Raw genomic sequence first — 18,369 nt, forward strand, 5'->3', positions numbered from 1 at the left:
GGGCCCACGACGGCGGCCTGCGCCTGACGCTCCCTCCGCTTGCCACCATCTGGCTCCGCCCCACGTGACGCGTTCTCGCCCCCGCGCCAGAGAACGCGGGGGCGAAGGAACCGGTCAGGGAGAGGTCGGCTTGCCCGCCGTGCCGATCCACGTGTGGAACAACGCGCCGAGGTCCTTCCCGGACAACCGCTCGGAGAGGCTGACGAACTGGGCGGTGGTGCCATGTCCACCACGGTGCTCCGTGGCCCAGGTCCGCAGGATACGGAAGAACACCCCGTCCCCCACGGCCGTACGCAGCTTCTGCAGAGCCATCGCACCCCGCGCGTACACGGGCGTGTCGAAGATGTGCGCCCCACTCCCGGGATCCGCCGGCGGAAACGCCCACAGACCGCTGCCGGCCGGACTGGCGTACAGGGAGTCGAACGTCTGCTGCGCCGTCTTCCCACCGTGCTGCTCGGCGTACAGCCACTCGGCGTACGTCGCGAAGCCCTCGTTGAGCCAGATGTCCTTCCACGCGGTGAGGCTGACGGAGTCCCCGAACCACTGGTGCGCGCTTTCGTGGACGAGGGTGCTCAGGTCGGGAGCGGAGTCGTAGACGGGACGCGTCTGGGTCTCCAGCGCGTATCCGACCTGCGGAGCCCGGTCGACGATGGCCCCGGCGGCCCGGAAGGGGTAGGGCCCGAAGACACCGCTCTCCCACGCCAGCACGGACGGCAGCTTCTTCAGTACGGGCGCCGCGGCGGTCGCCTCACGGGGGTCGACGGCGTTGTAGACCTTGAGTCCGTCGCGAGTGGTGTACTGCTCGACCTTGAACTTCCCGACCGTCGCCGTGGCGAGGTAGGCCGCCATCGGCTCGGACTGCCGCCAGCGGAATGTTGTATGGCCGTGGCTGGTCGACTGTCCGCGGAGGATTCCGTTGGCCACGGCGGTGTGTCCCTTGGGGACGGTGAGGGTGAAGTCGTAGGAGGCCTTGTCCTTGGGGTGGCTGTTGGCGGGGAACCACGTCATGGCGCCCTGCGGTTCGCCCGCCACGAACGCGCCGTCGTCGGTGGGGATCCATCCGTCCGGGGAGCCGTCCGGGTCGGTGGCCGGCTTGGGCGTGCCCGAGTAGGTGACGGTGACTCGGAATTCCTGGTTCCGCCGGAGGGAGTGGCGGGGGGTGACCACCAGTTCCTGGCCGTCACGGCGGTACGACGCCTTGGCGTGGTCGACGGTGACGCCGGTGACCTTCAGCCCTTTGAGGTCGAGGTCGAAGCGGGTCAGTCGCTGGGTGGCCCGGGCCGTGATGACCGCTTTGCCGTCGAGGTGGCGGCTCTGGGGGTCGTAGCCGAGGGTCAGGTCGTAGTGCCGGACGTCGTAGCCACCGTTGCCCGAGAGCGGGAAGTACGCGTCCCCCGCACCGGACGAGCCCACCGTACCGGCCGCCGCCGGGCCCGCCGCGACCAGCAGGGCCGCGACGGCGACGGGAACCGCTGCCACAACTGCCTCCCTTCGAAGGACAGTTGTGCGTCTGGTGGTCTGATGCGGACGTGGCGTCACGTTGGCTCCTCCGGTGCGACGACGATCAGGTGATCGGGCGATCAGATGATCAATGGCGCACAGCCTATGAGCCCCGCGGGCCGGTGACCCTCATCATCTGGTCAAGTCACGGCCGGGGGCGGTGCACACGCGCCGTCGTACAGGAGGGACCCGGCAGGAATATCGAGGCCGTGCCCGGATCAGCGGGCCAGACGGCCCAGCAGGGACGAGGCGGACAGGATACCGAGGGCGGCGGCCAGGGCGAGGACCCCGTAGTCGAGGGCCAGGTGGGCGTGTGTGCCGAGCAGCAGGCCGCGCAACGCGTCCACCTGGTAGCTCAACGGGTTGACCTTGCTGATGGCCTGGAGCCAGCCGGGCATGACCGCGACCGGGTAGAGGGCGTTGGAGCCGAAGAACAGCGGCATCGTGATGGCCTGGCCGATACCCATCAGCCGGTCCCGGGTGAGCACGATGCCCGCGATGGTCATCGAGAGACAGGAGAAGAAGGCGGAGCCCAGGACGACGGCCACCGCCACGCCCAGCAGACGGAGCGGGTTCCAGGTCATCGCGACCCCGAGCAGCGCCGCGATGACGATGACCACCACCGCCTGGATCAGCGCCTTGACCCCGGCGGCGAAGGCCTTGCCGGTGATGAGCGCCGAACGCGGGGTCGGGGTGACGAGCAGTTTGGTGAGGATCCCGGCGTCCCGCTCCCAGATGATCATGATGCCGTAGAAGATGGCGATGAACATCGCGGACTGGGCGATGATGCCGGGCGCCAGATAGTCGAGATAGGGGATGCCGCCGGTGGGTATCGCCTTGATCCGGGTGAAGGTCTCGCCGAAGATCAGCAGCCAGAGCGCCGGCTGGACCGCCCTGGTGTACAGCTCGGTGCGGTCGTGGCGCAGCTTCTGCAGTTCGACCGCGCACATGGCGCCGACCCGGGCGGGCAGCACCCGCCAACCGGTACGGGCCTGCGGTGGGACGACGAGCAGGTCGAGGCCGCGCGGGTGGATGCGCTCAGCCGACACGGGACGCTGTACGACGGGTGCTTCGGACATCGCTGAAGTCTCCTGACTGTTCGTCGAGGCCGCTGCCGGCGATGTCGCGGAAGACGTCCTCCAGCGTGGGCAGTTCACCGTTCTTCCCGGCGCCGCGCCGCTCGCCGAGGCCCCTGCGCAGCTCGTCGGGGGTGCCCAGGGCACGGACGCGGCCGCGGTGCATCAGCGCGACCCGGTCGCAGTACTGGTCGGCCTCGTCCATGTAGTGGGTCGTCACCAGGACGGTCATTCCGGTGGCCGCGCGTACGGCGTTGATGTGCTCCCACACGCTCGTGCGGGCGATCGGGTCGAGACCGATGGTCGGTTCGTCGAGGATCAGCAGCCGGGGTGCGCTCACCAGCGCCTGGGCGAGTTCGAGGCGGCGGACCATGCCGCCCGAGTACGTCTTGGCGAGCCGGTCGGCCGCGTCGGTGAGGTCGACCGCCGCGAGCGCCTGTTCGACGCGTGCCGCGCGCTCCTTGCGGGGGACGTCGAAGACACGGGCGAACAGGACCACGTTCTCCCGGCCGGTGAGCCCCGCGTCGGCGGACAACTGCTGCGGTACGTAGCCCAGCAGGCGGCGTACCGCCATGCGTTCGCGGGTGGTGTCGTGCCCGAAGACGCGGACCATGCCGGTGGGCACCGGCAGGAGTGTGGTGATGCAGCGGATCGCGGTGGTCTTGCCCGCGCCGTTGGGCCCGAGCAGTCCGAACACCTCTCCGTCGTGGACGGAGAGGTCGAGGCCGTCGACCGCGGTGGTCTCGCCGAAGGCGTAGACGAGCCCGGCACAGCTGACGGCCTCCGTCCCGGCATCCGCCACCGCCGTCGCCACGGTCTCCGTCTCCGAATCCGTATCCGTCTCCTCGGTGGGGTCTCCCCCGCCCGTCGGGTTCCGCGTCATGTCTCCTCGGCCTCCTCGTGCAGGTTCACCGCCAGCTTGCGGAGGGCCGGAAGGGCCGCCTCCAGGGCCGCGCGTTCGGCCTCGTCGAGACGGGCCACCTGGCGGCGCACGAGAGCCGTGCGCCGCTCGCGCCAGTCGCGCAGTCGTGCGTCCGCCGCCGGTGTGGGCAGCAGGCGTGCCGCCCGCCGGTCGGCCGGGTCCGTCTCGCGGTTCAGATAGCCGTCCCGCGCCAGTTGGTTGACCAGCGTCGAGACCGAATTGCCCGCCAGGTAGAGCTCCTTGGCGGCCTCCGACACACCGATGCCGGGGCGGGCCACGACCAGCCGCAGCAGCTCGACCTCCGCGCCGCGCAGCCGCGGCGCGGTCGTGCCACTGCGCAGTCGCCGCCGGATCAGTCGCTGCACTCCGGCCAGGGCGTCTGCCAGTGCCTCGGGAAAGCTCTCGGACTCCACGTTCCGAGAATAGCTCTGTGTCAGAGGTAATGAGGGAAAGGGAGGGTCAAGAACCGCTCACCGGCAGGCCCGCCCACCGGGGAACGGCGCACCGCACCCCCTGGTAGAGAGCCCGGCCGGCGTGATGGAGTTTCCCCAGCCCACTCCGGGCGTCAGTCGAAGGAGACCTCCGTGACCGCGATCGAGACCGATGCCGCACTGCCGTGGCCCCATCCCCCGGTGAAGGTGGGACTGGTCGGTGCCGGGCCCTGGGCGCGGGCCGTGCACGCGCGTGTGCTCGCCGCCGGGCCCGAGACACGGCTGACGGCGGTGTGGGCGCGGCGCGCCGAAGCGGCCCGGGAGACGGCCGAGCCCCACGGGGCCGCGGCGGTCACACGTTTCGAGGAGCTGCTCGACGGCTGCGAGGCGGTCGCGTTCGCCGTTCCGCCCGCGGTGCAGGCGGAACTCGCTCCGCTGGCCGCGAAGGCGGGCAAGGCACTGCTCCTGGAGAAGCCGCTCGGCGTGGATCTGGCGTCTGCGCGGCGGCTCGCCGACGCCGTCGACGAGGCCGGGGTCGTCTCCCAGCTCGTTCTGACCAACCGCTACCACCCGGCCACCCGGGAGTTCCTGACCAGAGCGCGGGAGCTGGAGATCACCGGGGCCCGTTCGTGTCTCCTGCACGGGGCGTTCCTGGGCGGCGAGTTCGCCACCACCTGGCGGCTCGAGCACGGCGCCCTGCTCGACCTGGGTCCCCATCTTCTGGATCTCCTGGACGCCGCCGTCGGACCGATCGTGCGGGTCCGCGGCACCGGTGACCCCCGCCGCTGGATCGAGCTGACCTGCGAGCACGCCAACGGTGTCGTCAGTCAGGCCTCACTGTCCGGATCGGTCCACGTCGAGCAGGGCAACACGCGTATCGAACTCTTCGGTCCGCAGGCCCCGCTGGTCTACGACGCCACCGAACTCGACCACGAGGAGACCTGGTCGGTGCTGCGCCGGGAGTTCGCCACGGCCGTACGCACCGGGGTGTCCGGCGAACTCGACGTCCACCGGGGACTTCACCTCCAGAGGCTGATGGCGCAGGCCTCGGAGAGCTGACGCCCGGCACGGAAGGTCACGTGTAGCGTCGCAGCGCCGGCGCCGCGACCGCGAGGATCGCCATGGCGACGACCACCAGCAGTCCGCCGCCCGCGACGGCGGCGCGGGCGCCCAGGACGGAGCCGGCCGTTCCGTGCAGGACGTCGGCCAGCCGTGGACCGCCGGCGACCACCACGGTGAACACGCCCTGCATCCGGCCGCGCATCTCGTCCGTGGCGGCCGACAGCAGGATCGCGCCGCGGAAGACCATGGACACCATGTCGGCGACCCCGGCGGCGGCGAGGAACGCGACGGCCACCCAGAGGCTGGTGCTCAGGCCGAAGCCGGTGATCGCCGCTCCCCAGGCCATCACGGCGACGATCACCATGAGCCCGTGGCGACGGGCCCGGGAGAACGTGCCCGACATCAGTCCGCCGATCACCGCGCCGATCGGGATCGCCGCGAACAGCAGGCCGAGCGCGAGCCCCTCCCCGTAGGGCGCGTAGGTTTCGGCGGCCAGCTGCGGGAACAGGGCCCGGGGCATGCCCAGGACCATGGCGATGATGTCGGCGAGGAAGGACAGCAGCAGCACCTTGTGCAACGCGATGTAGCGGAAGCCGGCGACGACCTCGCGCCAGCCCGCCCGTTTGGCCGCGGAGCCCGTCAGGGGCGGCAGTGCGGGCAGCCGCATCACGGCCCACACGGTGACGCACAGCGCCAGGGCGTCGATCAGATAGAGCTCGCCCAGGCCGATGACGGGGATCAGGGCACCCGCGAGCAGCGGCCCCGCCACCAGGCCCGTCTGCATGACGGTCGAACCGAGGGCGTTCGCCGCGGGCAGTTCGTCCTCGGGGACGAGCCGGGCGATGGAGGCGTTGCGGGCCGGGGAGTTCAGTCCGAAGAAGGCCTGCTGGAGGGCGAGCAGCACCATCAGGACGAGCACCGAATCGAGGCCGACGAGGGCCTGTATCCAGAACAGCACCGAGGTGACGGCTATGCCGGTGTTGGTGATGAGGAGCAGCTTGCGCCGGTCCATGCTGTCGGCGACCGCGCCGCCCCACAGCGCGAAGACCACGAGCGGCAGCAGTCCGGCCAGGCTCGCGTAGCCGACCCAGGCCGAGGAGCCGGTGATGTCGTAGATCTGCTTGGGCACGGCGACGGCGGTGAGCTGGCTGCCCACCGCCGTGACGATGGTGGAGGACCAGAGCCTGCGGTACGCGGGGCGGCGCAGCGGGCGGGTGTCCATCGCCCAGCGGCGCCAGCCGGTGCGGTCCGCTCCCGCCGTTCCGTCGTGTTCGGCGGATCCGGCCGCCGAACCGCTCCCGGCCCCGCCGTCCGCTCCGCCGTCGGTCCCGCTGTCCGCCCCGCCGTCGGTCCCACTGTCCGTCCCGTCCGTACTGCTCCTGCTCGTGTCCACGACCGTCCTGGCTGCTCGATACATCTTTCCGTTGTCAGGGTTCACTATCGCGTACGCCGTCTCAGGCGTCGGCGATCAGCAGGGTGCCCATGGTGATCATCGTCGCGGCGACCAGACCGTCCAGGACCCGCCACGACGACGGCCGGGCGAGGAAGCGGCCGAGCAGCCGGGCGCCGAAGCCCAGCGCGGCGAACCAGCACAGGCTGGCCAGGGCGGCCCCGAGCCCGAAGGTCCAGCGCAGCGGGCCGCGGTCGGCCGCGAGGGAGCCGAGCAGGAACACAGTGTCGAGATAGACGTGCGGGTTGAGCCAGGTCATCGCCAGACAGGCGAGGACGATCTGCCGCCGGGAGCCCGCCGCACCGGCCGCAGCCTCCAGCGCCGAGGGCCGCAGGACCCGCCGCGCGGCCAGGATTCCGTAGCAGAGGAGGAATACGCCGCCGATCAGTCCGACCGCCGTGAGCGCCTCGGGCCGGGCCACGACCACCGCGCCGACCCCGCCGACGCCCAGCGCGATGAGCAGCGCGTCGGACACCGCGCAGATGCCCACCACCGCCAGGACCGCTTCGCGGCGGATCCCCTGGCGCAGCACGAAGGCGTTCTGGGCGCCGATGGCGACGATGAGGGTGAGGCCGGTGCCGAACCCGGCGGCCGCGGCGGTCAGAGCGTTGTTCATGCCAGAGACGCTAGGAACACAGCCGTCAAGAGTACAGCTAAAGATTCTTACGTATCATTAGCGCCCGTGATGGTGGATCTCCCTCTCGACCAGGTACGCACCTTGCTCGCGGTGGTCGACGAGGGCACCTTCGACGCGGCGGCCGCCGCCCTGCATGTGACTCCCTCGGCGGTCAGCCAGCGCGTCAAGGCACTCGAACAGCGCACCGGCCGGGTCCTGCTGATGCGGACGAAGCCGGTGCGTGCGACCGAGTCCGGCGAGGTCGTCGTGCGGTTCGCGCGCCGGCTGGCCCGGCTGGAGCGCGACGCCCGTACCGAGCTCGGCATGAGCGAGGCAGGGGAGCCGACGCGGCTGTCGATCGCGGTGAACGCCGACTCGCTGGCGACCTGGTTCCTGCCCGCGCTCAGCCGCGTACCGCGCGAGCTGCGGCTCTGTTTCGAACTGCGCCGTGAGGACGAGGACCACACGGCCGCCCTGCTGCGCGAGGGGGTGGTGATGGCGGCGGTGACCTCGTGGCCCGACCCGGTGGCGGGCTGTTCCGTGCGCGCCCTGGGCCGCATGCGCTACCTCGCGGTGGCCGGGCCGGACTTCGCCGCGCGGTGGCTCGGCGCGGGGACGGACGCGGCGCCGGACGAGCTGATCGCCGCCGCTCCGGTGGTGGCCTTCGACCGGAACGACGATCTCCAGGACGAGTTCGTCCGGGGCCTTGGGGGCGGTCCCGGAGCGAGCGCGCTGCGGCACTTCATGCCCACTTCGGAGGGGTTCGTGGACGCCGTCGTCGCCGGACTGGGCTGGGGCATGGTGCCCGAGGTGCAGGCCGAGCCGCTGCTGCGGGCCGGGCGGTTGGTCCGCCTCGCGCCGGACCGGATCGTCGACGTACCGCTCTTCTGGCAGCAGTGGAAACTCGACTTCCCGGCTCTCGCGGCGGTGGCCGAGGCCGTGGCGGCCGTCGCCGCGGAGACCTTGAGACGCTGAGCACCGAAATGGCCGGAATTCGTAGCCGCCGGGCCCGAAGGCGCCGTGAAGCAACATCTGCGCGGGGCTCCTGGACGGGGCGCGGGCGCGGTATCTTCGCGCTGGGCGAAGCTGAGTACGGCCGCACACGGCCGGATGCGGCCGAGTGCGACTCCGAGCGACCATCACGGCTGAGACGTCGAGGTGCGGGTGGGTACCCGTGAGGCGCATTCTTGCTGTGGAAACCCCCTGACGGCGGGCGGACGAGGGCAGACCGATGACTGGGAGCGCCGAGCGTGAGGGCCAGGCGCTGAATAGCCTGGCCGCCCTGCTCAGCGGGTCCGTTGCGGACGCGATCCGGGCGGCCCGTGGCTTCGCGGGGGGTGTGTACCTGCGCTCCAGCTCCCCCGAACTCCTGCGGCTGGCCGTGCTGGCCGGGTTGCCGGGACAGTTGTTCCGTGGCTGGTGGCGCATGCCCCTGGACCGGCCGTTCCCGGCCGCCGACTCCCATCGGCTGGGCATGGAGGTGCTGCTCACCGACGCCACCGAGACGATGCGCCGCTATCCGCAGCTCGCGGCGGGGCTGCCGTTCCAGTTCGGTTCGCTGTACGTCCCCGTCGTGGGCGCCTCCTCGTCCTTCGGGGTCCTGACGGTGCTGCGTCCCTCGGCCTCGGACGCCACCGACGTACTGCCGGACCGTGACCGGATGACGGCGGTGGCGGAGAACCTGGGGGCGGCTCTGTCGATCCTGGAGAAGGACGGTGCCGAGGTCGTCTGGGACGGGGAGCCGATGTGCGTACGGCCGCCCGTCGAGGGTCTGCCGCGTCGCTATGCCGGGCGGTTCACCTGGGACCCGGTCACGGGCGAGGTCACCGGGGACGACGCGCTGTGGGCCCTGCTCGGCACCGGCGCCGGTGCCTCTCCCAGGACGCCGCAGGCGCTCACCCACACACTGGCCCTCGACGATCCGCATGTGCTGCTGGCCGCGCTGCACGAGACCGCGGCGGGGCGTCCCCCGGCCCACCCGCTGCCCGTGCACACGGTCAACGGCGGGCTGCGGCTACTGGAGTTGTGGACCTCGGGCAACGCGCTCGTGCCGCCGTACGCGGTCGGCGGAGCGGTCGTCGATCCGGGCCCGGGCTCGGCGGCCGACAGTGCCGCGGACCTGCTCCCCGAGGGCGTGTTCGCACTGGACCGGCTCGGGCTGATCACCTACGTCAATCCGCGCGCCGCCGAGCTCCTCGGCCGGCCGCGGCCGGAACTGCTGGGGCGACCGCTGTGGCAGGCCGTGCCCTGGCTGAACCAGCCGTCCTACGAGGATCATCTGCGCGGCGCGCTGCTGTCACCGGACCCGGTGCACTTCCAGGTCGCCCGCCCGAGCGGAGGCCGCCGGACACCCGCGGCGGCCCACGGCGACACCTGGCTGACGATGTCCGTGTATCCCGGCCCCGGCAGTCTGACCTGCAAACTGATCCCCATGGGGCGGGTCGCGGACACCACGGAGGCCCCCGAGGCCGCGCCGCTCCACGGCCGGCCCGTGGCGAACGGGTCCGGCATCACCGAGCCCACGACCGGCATCACCGCGACGGCGCTGTACCGGCCCGTCGTCCTGGCCATGGCCCTGACCGAGGCCGTGACGGCCCGGCAGGTGTCCGAGACCGTGATGCGGGAGCTGCTGCCCGCGTTCGGCGGACGGCGCCTGGCCATCTACCTGTTGCAGGACCGGCGCCTGTACCTGGCCTGGGAGACCGGCTTCCCGCAGGGGTTCCTCGCGCCCTTCGACGGGGTGGGACTGGACGCCAAGCTGCCCGGGGTGGAGACACTCACCACCGGCCGCCCGCTGTTCTTCGAGTCGATGCCCCAACTGGCCGCCGCCTACCCCGGCATCCCGCTGGACGCGACGGAGGGTGCCCGGGCCTTCCTGCCGCTGATCGCCTCGGGGCGGCCGGTCGGTTCCTGCATCCTCGGCTTCGACCGTTCGCGCGGCTTCAGCACGGAGGAACGTTCCGTGCTGACGGCGCTCACCGGACTCATCGCACAGGCCCTGGAGAGAGCGCGGCGCTACGACTCCGAGGCCGCCCTCGCCCGTGGCCTCCAGGAGGCTCTGCTCCCGCACCGGCTGTCGTCGCACCCGCAGGTGGAGACAGCCGGGCGCTATCTGTCCGGTACCAAGGGGATGGACGTGGGCGGCGACTGGTACGACGTCGTGGAGGCCGGTGACGCGCTGGCCCTGGTCATCGGCGACGTCCAGGGCCATGGCGTCCAGGCAGCGGCCACCATGGGTCAACTACGCAGCGCGGTACGGGCGTTCGCGCTCAGCGACCACCCTCCGGACGAGGTGATGAGCCATACCAACCGGCTGCTCATCGACCTCGACCCGGGCCAGTTCGCCAGTTGCTGCTACGTGAGGCTGGACCCGGTGACCGGAGTCGCCCGGGCCGCCCGCGCCGGTCACCCGCAGCCCCTGCTGCGCCACCCCGACGGCCGCACCGAGCTCCTCGACCTGCCCGGTGGCGTGGTGCTCGGCGTGGCCCCGCGGGCCCGCTACCCGGTGACGGACCTGCTGCTGGAACCCGACGCCGTGCTGGCCCTCTACACGGACGGGCTGGTCGAGCGCGCCGGGGCCGACATCGACGACGGGATCGAGAAGATCCGCGCGACGCTGTCCCGCGCGGGCACCCCGCACGCCCGGCCCGGCGCCTCCTCCCTGTCCGGCACCGCGGACCTGCTGACCGCGGAGGCCCGGCAGGCCACCGAGCGCCCCGACGACATCGCGCTCCTGCTCACCACCCGCCGCTCCACGCGCGAGGTCCGCCAGTGACCCGGCGAGCTCACCAGCGTGCTCCCCCGGCAGCAGTTGAGCATCCCGCTTCTCCGGCATGATCCGCTGAGGCGAGGGTGCGCAGACGGTCGTGGCTGGGTGTGCCGGGCTCGGCGGTCAGGGTGATGAGCTGCTGGTCGGGGTCGGCGGTGCAGGTGAGGAAGGACCAGTCCAGGGTGAGCTGCCCGGCGATCGGATGGTTCAGGACCTTCGTGCCCCTGCCCTGGACGGCGACGCGATGGGCGCCCCACCACCGGCGGAAGTCGGGGTCCTGAAGTGACAGCTCGCCCACCAGTTCTGCCAGCCGTGGATCCTTCGGGTCCCGGGCGGCCGCCATGCGCAGCTGTGCCAGGCTGATCTGTGCCACCCGGTCCCAGTCCGGGTACAGCGCTCTGATGGCCGGTTCGCAGAAGACCAGCCGTACGAAGTTGCGCTTCCTTTCCGGGATCCGCGCGAAGTCGGTGAACAGGGCGGCGGCCATGGGGTTCCAGGCGAGGATGTCCGTGCGCCGGCCCAGGACGACGGCCGGCGTGGTGGACAGGTCGTCCAGCAGCCGCCGCAGCTCCGGCTGGACCTTCTGCGTGGTGCGCCGACGGGGCCGGGCGGCGTCCCGGCCTGACAGTTCGAACATGTAGGCACGCTCGCCGTCGTCGAGCCGGAGAACACGCGCAAGAGTGTCCAGCACCGGTTCGGAAGCCTGGCGGCGGCCCTGCTCCAGGCGCGTGTAGTAGTCGGGGCTGATCGATGCCAGCAGGGCCACTTCCTCCCGGCGCAGACCCTTGACCCTGCGTCTACCGCCGGCCGAATCGGGCAGCCCGACCTGGGCCGGGCTCAGCTCCATGCGCCGAGCCTTGAGAAAGGCGCCCAGTTCGCCGTGGTCCGCGTTGCTGCTGCTCATAGGCACCAGTCTTGCAGCGCGCCCTGACCGTGACAGGGGGCCTGGTCTGTCCCAGGACAGCGCTGTCCGGGGACACAGGACGCCTCTTACCCGCCCGCGCACTGCGTGCGAGTGTCGGTGATGTGACCGGAGGACGGCCGCCCCGAAGCGGCAGGCCTTCCCGGACGAATCCCTCCTGTCCACGGTCACGGCACTCTCTCTCACCTGCGCCAGGAGACACAGAGCACCATGAAGACCAGCGTCACCTTTCCCAGCAGCGGTCTCGCCCTCGCCGGGATCCTCTTCACCCCCGACGACCACATCTACGGCAGGTTGCCGGCCGTTGTCATCTCCCATCCGGGAGGCGGCGTGAAGGAGCAGAGCCCGAGTGTCTACGCCGAGCGCCTGGCCGGTGCCGGGTTCGCCGCGCTCGTCTTCGACGCCGCCCACCAGGGCGAGAGCGAGGGTGAGCCGCGAGGTCTGGAGAACCCCTTCCAGCGGGCCGAGGACATCAAGTCCGCCGTGACCTGTCTGACCACCCTTGACGACATCGACCCGGACCGTATCGGGGCTCTGGGGATCTGCGCGTCCGGCGGTTACGTCCCCTACGCCGCGCAGACCGACCACCGCATCAAGAGCGTCGCCACGGTCAGCGCCGTGGACCTCGGGTCGGTGTTCCGTGAGGGACCGGGCCGCACACAGGACCCGGCGATCCTCCAGGCCCTGCTCGACCAGGCAGGTGCCCTGCGCACCGCGGAAGCACGCGGCGCGGCCCCGTATCTGGAGGCATGGATTCCCGACAACGCCGAGGAGCTGCTGGAGACCGCCGGCAGGCAGTTCCGGGAGACGTTCGAGTTCTACCGCACCCCGCGCGGTCACCACCCCCGGGCGAACCAGGGATGGGTACTGCGCAGCATCGACCTGATCGCCCAGTACGACTCGTACGCGATGATCCGGCTCATCTCGCCCCGTCCCCTGCTGATGATCGCCGGTTCGCAGGCGGAGAGCGGCTACTTCAGCCGGGAAGCGGTCGAGAAGGCGGCCGAGCCCAAGGAACTGTTCGTCATCGACGGCGCCACCCATATCGACCTGTACGACAAGGACGAGTACGTCACCCCCGCCGTCGCCAAGCTCACCGAATTCTTCGGCAAGCACCTGGCTGGGTGACAAAGCGCCCTCAGGCACGGACCGCTCGGCGCCGGTCTCGTGGGACTTGAAGCGCACTTCAACGCAGGGCCTTGAACGGTCCCTCCAGAGCCGCCCACTGCAGCAGCATGATCGTCTTGGCGTCGGCGATCTCCCCGGAGCGGATCATGGCCAGTGCGGTGCGGAAGGGCAGCTCGACGATCTCGATGTCCTCGCCCTCCTCGTCGAGGCCGCCGCCTTCGTGGGTGCGGGTGGACGGGCCGTAGGTGGCGGCGTAGAAGCTGACCCGCTCGGTGACCGAGCCCGGGCTCATGTAGACGTCGAAGACATGCTGCACGGCGCCGACGGTGTGCCCGGTCTCCTCGATGACCTCGCGCCGCACGGCGACTTCGGGATGCTCGTCGTCCTCGTCGAGCAGGCCGCCCGGGGTCTCGACCAGCATGCCGTCGGGGTGGCCGTTGGTGTACACGGGGTAGCGGAACTGCCTGGTCAGCAGCACGGTTTCGCGCTCGGCGTCGTACAGCAGGAGGGTGGCTCCGTTGCCGCGGTCGTGCGTCTCGCGTTCCTGGGTGCTCCAGGTGCCGTCGGCGTGCTGGAAGTCGAAGGTGGTGGTGCGCTCCACGTACCAGTGGCTGGACAGGAGCGTGACTTCGCGGACCTTGACCCGGGGGTTGCCGGTCAGATCGCGGCCGACGCGGTCGAGTCCGGTACGGCCCCGGCGGTCCGGGGTGTCGATTCCCGCGGTCATCGTGTGCGGGCCGGACGGGGGCGGGAGAAGTGGTTCATGACCACTGTCTACCATCCCGGCCCGAACATCGAGGCCACAGCGGGGCTTCGCCCGTCTAGGCTCACGGCATGGAACAGACGGAGATCATCCTGCGCGCCATCGGCGTGCTCACCGAGACCAACGCGATGGTGCGCAGGATCGCCCAGGACGAGAACGCCGAGGTCGACTCGGCCGAAACCCAACTGGGCGCGCTCGTCACGGAGGTGTTCCCCAGGGTGGAGGTGCCAGGGGACGCCGGTCCCGCGGAGGCAGGGCAGGCCGTCGCGGACGCCTACCTCCCCGCCACCATCTCGCTCGTGGGAGCCTTCGCGTTCCTCTTCTCCGAACTCGCCGACCTCCACGACTCCGGACGCACCGACGTCAAGACGGCCGACCTGCTCCAGGACCTCGCCCTGCGCATGTCGAGGGCCGACAACTCCTAGGACCTGTCAGGGCTGTCCCGATCCCGGGAGTGAGGCCGGCGCGAGGGTTTCCGGGCCCGGGCGTTCCTCGGTGCGGAACGCCCGGGCGCCGGTCAACTCTTCTGCTCCACGCGCACCCAGTCGACCTCGGCCCGCACTCCCCCGGCCGCGACCTGGTCGACACTTGACTGCGGCAGCCCCCAGTACGGAGTGGTGACCTTGTTCCATCCCGCGGGGTAGGCGCCGCCCAGGGCGAGGTTGAGGATGACGTACTGGCTGTGGTCGAAGACCCATTGGCCGCGGGTCGATTCCAGCTTGTTGCGCGTCGTCTCCTGGACCAGGGCGTCGTCGACGTAGAAGCGCATGGCTGTCGGTGTCCACTCCACGGCGTACGTGTGCCACTGGTCGGCACGGCCCCCCGCGGGGTAGGTCTGCCGGGCGCCGATGTTGCCGTCGGCCGAGTAGCCGGGGCCGTGCAGGGCCGTGCTGGTCCAGTCCCCGTAGCCTATGTTCTCCATGATGTCCGTCTCGCCGGAAGCCGGCCACGAGACGGACGGGTCGTCGACGTTGCTGCCCAGCAGCCAGAACGCGGGCCAGAAGCCGTCGCCGACCGGCAGCTTCATCCGGGCGCTGACCCGGCCGTAGGTGAAGTCCAACTTGGTGTGGGTGTCGATCCGCCCGGAGGTGAGGTCGTAGGTCCCGCCCCCGGCCTGGGTGCAGCCCTTGCAGTACTTGGCCTTCAGGAGAAGGCTCCCGTTCTCGGTGCTGATGTTGTCGGTGGAGTCGACGTACGCCTGCGACTCCCCGTTGACCGGGCCCATCTCCTGTCCGGTTCTGACCACCCGCCACTTGGAGCGGTCGAGACTCGTGCCCGTGAAGTCGTCGAAGAACGTCGTCCGGTACGTGCCCGACTGTTCCCCGGGCAGAGCGGGATACGCGGCCGCGGCGCTGCCTCCCGTACCCCAGACCTGGAACTCGTAGAGGGAGTAGCCGAACTGGGCCGTCGCGGGCGCGGGGTTGTAGAAGGACCGGCGTTCCTTGCCGAGCATGCGCACATAGCGGCCGGTCACGGGCTGCGGGAGGGTGACGGAGTCGTGGCGGCCCACCGCGTCCGCGGGGGACTTCACGTCGGCGCGGCGGGCGGCGACCTCGGCGGCCGACGGCTGGTAGACGGTGCGCCAGGTTCTGTTGTCGTCGGAGACCTGGAGTTGGTAGTCGACCGCGTAGGCCGCCTCCCAGTACAGGTCGACGGTGTTGATGGTCGAGGTCGCGCCCAGGTCGACGGAGATCCACCGGTCGGCGTTCCAGTCACTGGACCAGCGGGTCGAGTCGGCCTTGAGGTCGGCCGGCCAGCCTCCGTCGGTCACGAAGGCGGGTGAATTGCCCGCGTGCTGGTAGAGGTTGGAGTAGGCCGGGTGGTTCAGCGCGAGATTGGTGCGGGTCGTCGAGGCCGGGGCCGGTTCGCCGCCGTAGACCTTGAAGGAGTACAACGAGTAGCCGTACGGAGTGGCCCGTTCGATGCCGCGCAGCCGTACGTAGCGGCCGGTGACCTCCTGCGGATAGGTGTGGGCGGTGACCGAGCCTCCGGAGCCGCTGGTCTCGGTGAAGAACGGCGTCCAGTCGGTGCCGTTCCTGGACGCCTCCAGGACGTATCGCTTGCCGTAGGCGGCCTCCCAGTCCAGGACGACCCGGTCGATGCGCAGGGTGGCACCCAGGTCGATACGGATCCAGGCGTCGTCCGCGAACTGGCTCGACCAGCGGGTCGAGGCGTCGCCGTCGAAGGCGAGGCCCGGTGTGGTGCCGGGGTTCTCGCTGCCCGAGGCGGTCACGGCGCCGGGGTTCGCGGTGTAGGCGGCAGCGGCCCGGTCGGTGTCCCAGGTGGCGTCGGCGGCCGCGGCGACGCGCTCGGGCGCCCGGACGGCGAAGGCCGGTGCCGGCGAGAGCAGTGACAGGGTGGCGAGGGCGATCATCAGCGTGCGGTGGGTGCGGGATGGCATGCGGCTCTCCTGAGGGAGGTTGGGGGTGCCGGTTCCGTGCTGATGTGCGGGTTGGTCACGCGGTGACGTCCGGGTGCTCCGGCGCCGATCGAGCGCCGTTTCCTGAAGCGATCCGATCCCGAAGACAGACTCCAAAGACTCCCGAAGACAGGCTCCGGAGCCTCCCGAACGCAAGCTCTAGAGCGCCGGCGTCGACCGGCGCGCGATCATGTGCGTGGGCAGGACGACGGGGGTGGTCGGCGGCTCCTGACCGGCGAGGCGGGCCAGGAGGAGGCGGGCGGCCGTCTCGCCCATCTCCCGCATGGGTTGGCGGACGGTGCTCAGTGAGGGCTCGGTGTGGCGGGCCACCGGAATGTCGTCGAAGCCGATCACCGCGATGTCCTCGGGCACCCGGATCCCGGCGTCCCGCAGGGCGCCCAGCGCGCCCACCGCGGCGAGGTCGTTGTGTGCGAAGACCGCGTCGAACTCCCGCCCCTCGGCGAGCAGTCGACGCACCGTCGCTCGCCCGTCGGCCTCGGTGAAGTCGCCCTCGACGACGAGTTCGAGCCCCACGCCGTGCTCGGCGCAGGTGGCTCGGAACCCTGCGAGCCGGTCGCGTACACAACCGAAACGCGCGGGCCCGGTGAGGACCAGCGGCCTGCGCCGGCCCCCTGCCAGCAGGTGACGTGCGGCCGCCGCTCCGCCCTCGGTGTTGGCGGCCGTGACGGACGGGAACTCCGGGTGGTGTCCCCGGTCGTCGACGAGGACGACGGGCAGACCGTCGCGGTGCAGCGCCGTCAACATCCCGAGGGTGTTCTCCGGCTCCACCACGAGCAGCCCGTCGAAGGCGCGCGCCGACACCTGGCCGGTGAAGCGGGCGACGGACTCGGCGCCCCGGTTGCAGGTGAACAGCAACAACCCGAAGTCGGCGGCCTCCACCGTGTCGACGACGCCCTGCAGTACCTCGCCCATCCACGGCCAGGTCAGTGAGGGCACCAGCATGCCCACCGTCCGGCTGCTGCCGCGGGCCAGCCCGACAGCACCCGAACTGGGTACATAGCCCATACGGTCGATGACCTCGCGGACGCGGGCGGCAGTCGACGCGTCGACCTCGCCACGGGTGTTCAGCACCCGCGACACGGTCGTCTTGCTCACGCCGGCCGCCTGGGCCACATCGACGATGGTCACGGCCACAACTGCCTCCCGGCACACGGGGATCGCGGCTTCACGCGCCAGGGGCCCAACCGGTACCGGAAGCGGTACCAGAACCGGTTCCGGCGCTGGGCGGGGAGTCAACCGGACTGTCATGATGCCGTCAATACTTCACGTCGAGATTGCCCGGCCCGAACCCCGAACCCGGCCGTGCCTTCGGGACTTGAACGATCCCGAAGGCTCCGCCCGTGCCGGCGCGGGGTCGGCGCGTACCCCTGGCTCAGGAGTGCGGAACCACCGCCACCGGGCAGGACGCGTGGTGCATCACCGCGTGGGTCACCGAACCGATCCGTGCCCCTACCGCCGAGTGGTGTGCGCGGCGACCGACGACCATCAGCTGGGCCCGGTCGGCCAGCGACAGCAGGACCTGCCCGGCGCTGCCCATCTCGACGTGCTGGGTGACGGGCACGTCGGGGAAGCGCTCCCGCCACGGCTGGAGCGCCTCGGCGAGCGCCTTCTTCTCGTACGGCTCCAGGCCCCCGGCCTCGTCCAGCAGCTTCAGCGAGCCGGGGCTGTAGGCGAACACCGGCGGCAGGCTCCACGCCCGTACGGCGCGCACCCCGGCACCACGCGCCGCCGCGGTCTCGAAGGCGAACCGAAGGCCGGCCGCGCTGTCGTCCGGACCGCCCTGCTGGCCCACGACGATCTCCCGGCCGCCCGCTTCGGACGCGGCGCGGTCACCGGCCCGCACCAGGACAACGGGACACGGGGCCTCGGCGATCACCTGCTGGGCGACGGAACCGAGCAGGAAGCCGACGATCGTGCCGTGTCCGCGGGATCCGAGGACGAGCGTCCCGGCCGCCGCGGCCTCGGCCAGCAGCGCGTCGACCGCGCCGCCGTCCAGTGCCTCGGTCGTCACCGGCAGGTCCGGGTGCCGGTCGGTGACGGTGCGGGCCGCGTCCTCGACCATGTCCCGTGCCCAGCGCGCCTGCTCGTCCCGGTCCGCGCCGCCGAGCAGTTCGTGGTGGGACCACTGCCAGGCGTACACCGCGCGCAGGGGCAGCCCGCGGCGGACGGCTTCCCTGCCCGCCCAGGCCAGCGCGGCCCGGCTCTCGGGGGATCCGTCCACGCCCACGGTGATCCTGTCGGTCATGCGCCTGCCTCTCCGTCGCCGGCTCGCCCGCTCTGCCGGCCCTCG

The 18,369-nt window shown here is 71.3% G+C and carries 16 protein-coding genes; 5 read left to right on the forward strand and 11 right to left on the reverse strand.

The window, feature by feature from the left end; genetic code table 11:
- Positions 1-114 precede the first annotated feature (114 nt).
- The 4 genes from AQJ27_RS34385 to AQJ27_RS34400 all read right to left on the reverse strand — a co-directional run bounded on the left by AQJ27_RS34385 (position 115) and on the right by AQJ27_RS34400 (position 3,911).
- Positions 115-1,479: a M1 family metallopeptidase gene (locus AQJ27_RS34385; RefSeq protein ID WP_096240165.1), complete on the reverse strand. Its 1,365-nt coding sequence runs from the start codon at positions 1,477-1,479 to the stop codon at positions 115-117.
- Positions 1,480-1,718: 239 nt separating this feature from the next.
- Positions 1,719-2,579, reverse strand: coding sequence for an ABC transporter permease (locus AQJ27_RS34390; RefSeq protein ID WP_067377254.1), 861 nt, complete (start codon positions 2,577-2,579; stop codon positions 1,719-1,721).
- Positions 2,539-3,459, reverse strand: coding sequence for an ABC transporter ATP-binding protein (locus AQJ27_RS34395; RefSeq protein WP_079065455.1), 921 nt, complete (start codon positions 3,457-3,459; stop codon positions 2,539-2,541). The genes AQJ27_RS34390 and AQJ27_RS34395 overlap by 41 nt, the downstream gene beginning before the upstream one ends.
- Complete coding sequence (locus tag AQJ27_RS34400) at positions 3,456-3,911, reverse strand: MarR family winged helix-turn-helix transcriptional regulator (RefSeq protein ID WP_067377257.1); 456 nt, start codon at positions 3,909-3,911, stop codon at positions 3,456-3,458. The genes AQJ27_RS34395 and AQJ27_RS34400 overlap by 4 nt, the downstream gene beginning before the upstream one ends.
- A 180-nt stretch (positions 3,912-4,091) precedes the next feature.
- Between AQJ27_RS34400 and AQJ27_RS34405 the strand changes: the two genes are divergently transcribed.
- Positions 4,092-4,988, forward strand: coding sequence for a Gfo/Idh/MocA family protein (locus AQJ27_RS34405; RefSeq protein ID WP_067377866.1), 897 nt, complete (start codon positions 4,092-4,094; stop codon positions 4,986-4,988).
- A gap of 16 nt (positions 4,989-5,004) precedes the next feature.
- On the opposite strand, the gene AQJ27_RS34410 is transcribed toward AQJ27_RS34405, so the two are convergent.
- Together AQJ27_RS34410 and AQJ27_RS34415 are read right to left on the reverse strand one after the other, a co-directional pair.
- Positions 5,005-6,408: an MFS transporter gene (locus AQJ27_RS34410; RefSeq protein ID WP_067377260.1), complete on the reverse strand. Its 1,404-nt coding sequence runs from the start codon at positions 6,406-6,408 to the stop codon at positions 5,005-5,007.
- A 37-nt stretch (positions 6,409-6,445) separates the two neighbouring features.
- Positions 6,446-7,057: a LysE/ArgO family amino acid transporter gene (locus tag AQJ27_RS34415; RefSeq protein ID WP_067377263.1), complete on the reverse strand. Its 612-nt coding sequence runs from the start codon at positions 7,055-7,057 to the stop codon at positions 6,446-6,448.
- A 66-nt stretch (positions 7,058-7,123) separates the two neighbouring features.
- On the opposite strand from AQJ27_RS34415, the gene AQJ27_RS34420 reads away from it, so the two are divergent.
- A complete protein-coding gene (locus AQJ27_RS34420) occupies positions 7,124-8,032 on the forward strand; it encodes a LysR family transcriptional regulator ArgP (protein WP_067377264.1) in 909 nt (302 codons plus the stop codon).
- A gap of 256 nt (positions 8,033-8,288) precedes the next feature.
- Positions 8,289-10,832, forward strand: coding sequence for a SpoIIE family protein phosphatase (locus AQJ27_RS34425; RefSeq protein ID WP_067377266.1), 2,544 nt, complete (start codon positions 8,289-8,291; stop codon positions 10,830-10,832).
- 10 nt (positions 10,833-10,842) lie between these two features.
- Here AQJ27_RS34425 and AQJ27_RS34430 read toward each other — a convergent pair whose 3' ends face one another.
- Positions 10,843-11,730: a helix-turn-helix domain-containing protein gene (locus AQJ27_RS34430; protein WP_067377271.1), complete on the reverse strand. Its 888-nt coding sequence runs from the start codon at positions 11,728-11,730 to the stop codon at positions 10,843-10,845.
- Positions 11,731-11,958: 228 nt separating this feature from the next.
- Here AQJ27_RS34430 and AQJ27_RS34435 point away from each other — a divergent pair, with 228 nt between their 5' ends.
- Positions 11,959-12,876, forward strand: coding sequence for an alpha/beta hydrolase (locus tag AQJ27_RS34435; RefSeq protein ID WP_067377274.1), 918 nt, complete (start codon positions 11,959-11,961; stop codon positions 12,874-12,876).
- A gap of 58 nt (positions 12,877-12,934) precedes the next feature.
- Here the strand turns inward: AQJ27_RS34435 and AQJ27_RS34440 are convergent, their stop codons facing one another.
- Entirely contained in the window at positions 12,935-13,603 is a 669-nt protein-coding gene (locus tag AQJ27_RS34440; RefSeq protein ID WP_067377277.1) for an NUDIX domain-containing protein, read from the reverse strand.
- Between the two features lie 107 nt (positions 13,604-13,710).
- Here AQJ27_RS34440 and AQJ27_RS34445 point away from each other — a divergent pair, with 107 nt between their 5' ends.
- Positions 13,711-14,064 carry a hypothetical protein gene (locus AQJ27_RS34445; RefSeq protein WP_067377281.1) on the forward strand — a complete coding sequence of 118 codons (354 nt, stop codon included), beginning with the start codon at positions 13,711-13,713 and terminating at the stop codon, positions 14,062-14,064.
- Positions 14,065-14,156: 92 nt separating this feature from the next.
- Here AQJ27_RS34445 and AQJ27_RS34450 read toward each other — a convergent pair whose 3' ends face one another.
- The 3 genes from AQJ27_RS34450 to AQJ27_RS34460 all read right to left on the reverse strand — a co-directional run bounded on the left by AQJ27_RS34450 (position 14,157) and on the right by AQJ27_RS34460 (position 18,324).
- The gene (locus AQJ27_RS34450; RefSeq protein ID WP_067377284.1) at positions 14,157-16,040 is read right to left on the reverse strand and encodes a discoidin domain-containing protein; all 1,884 of its coding nucleotides are present in this window, start codon (positions 16,038-16,040) and stop codon (positions 14,157-14,159) included.
- A 177-nt stretch (positions 16,041-16,217) separates the two neighbouring features.
- Positions 16,218-17,213 carry a LacI family DNA-binding transcriptional regulator gene (locus AQJ27_RS34455; protein WP_067377286.1) on the reverse strand — a complete coding sequence of 332 codons (996 nt, stop codon included), beginning with the start codon at positions 17,211-17,213 and terminating at the stop codon, positions 16,218-16,220.
- 238 nt (positions 17,214-17,451) lie between these two features.
- Positions 17,452-18,324 (reverse strand): universal stress protein, encoded by an 873-nt coding sequence (locus AQJ27_RS34460; protein WP_067377289.1) that lies wholly within the window; start codon positions 18,322-18,324, stop codon positions 17,452-17,454.
- Positions 18,325-18,369 lie beyond the last annotated feature (45 nt).

Source organism: Streptomyces olivochromogenes, assembly GCF_001514115.1.
Classification (GTDB): Bacteria; Actinomycetota; Actinomycetes; order Streptomycetales; family Streptomycetaceae; genus Streptomyces; species Streptomyces olivochromogenes.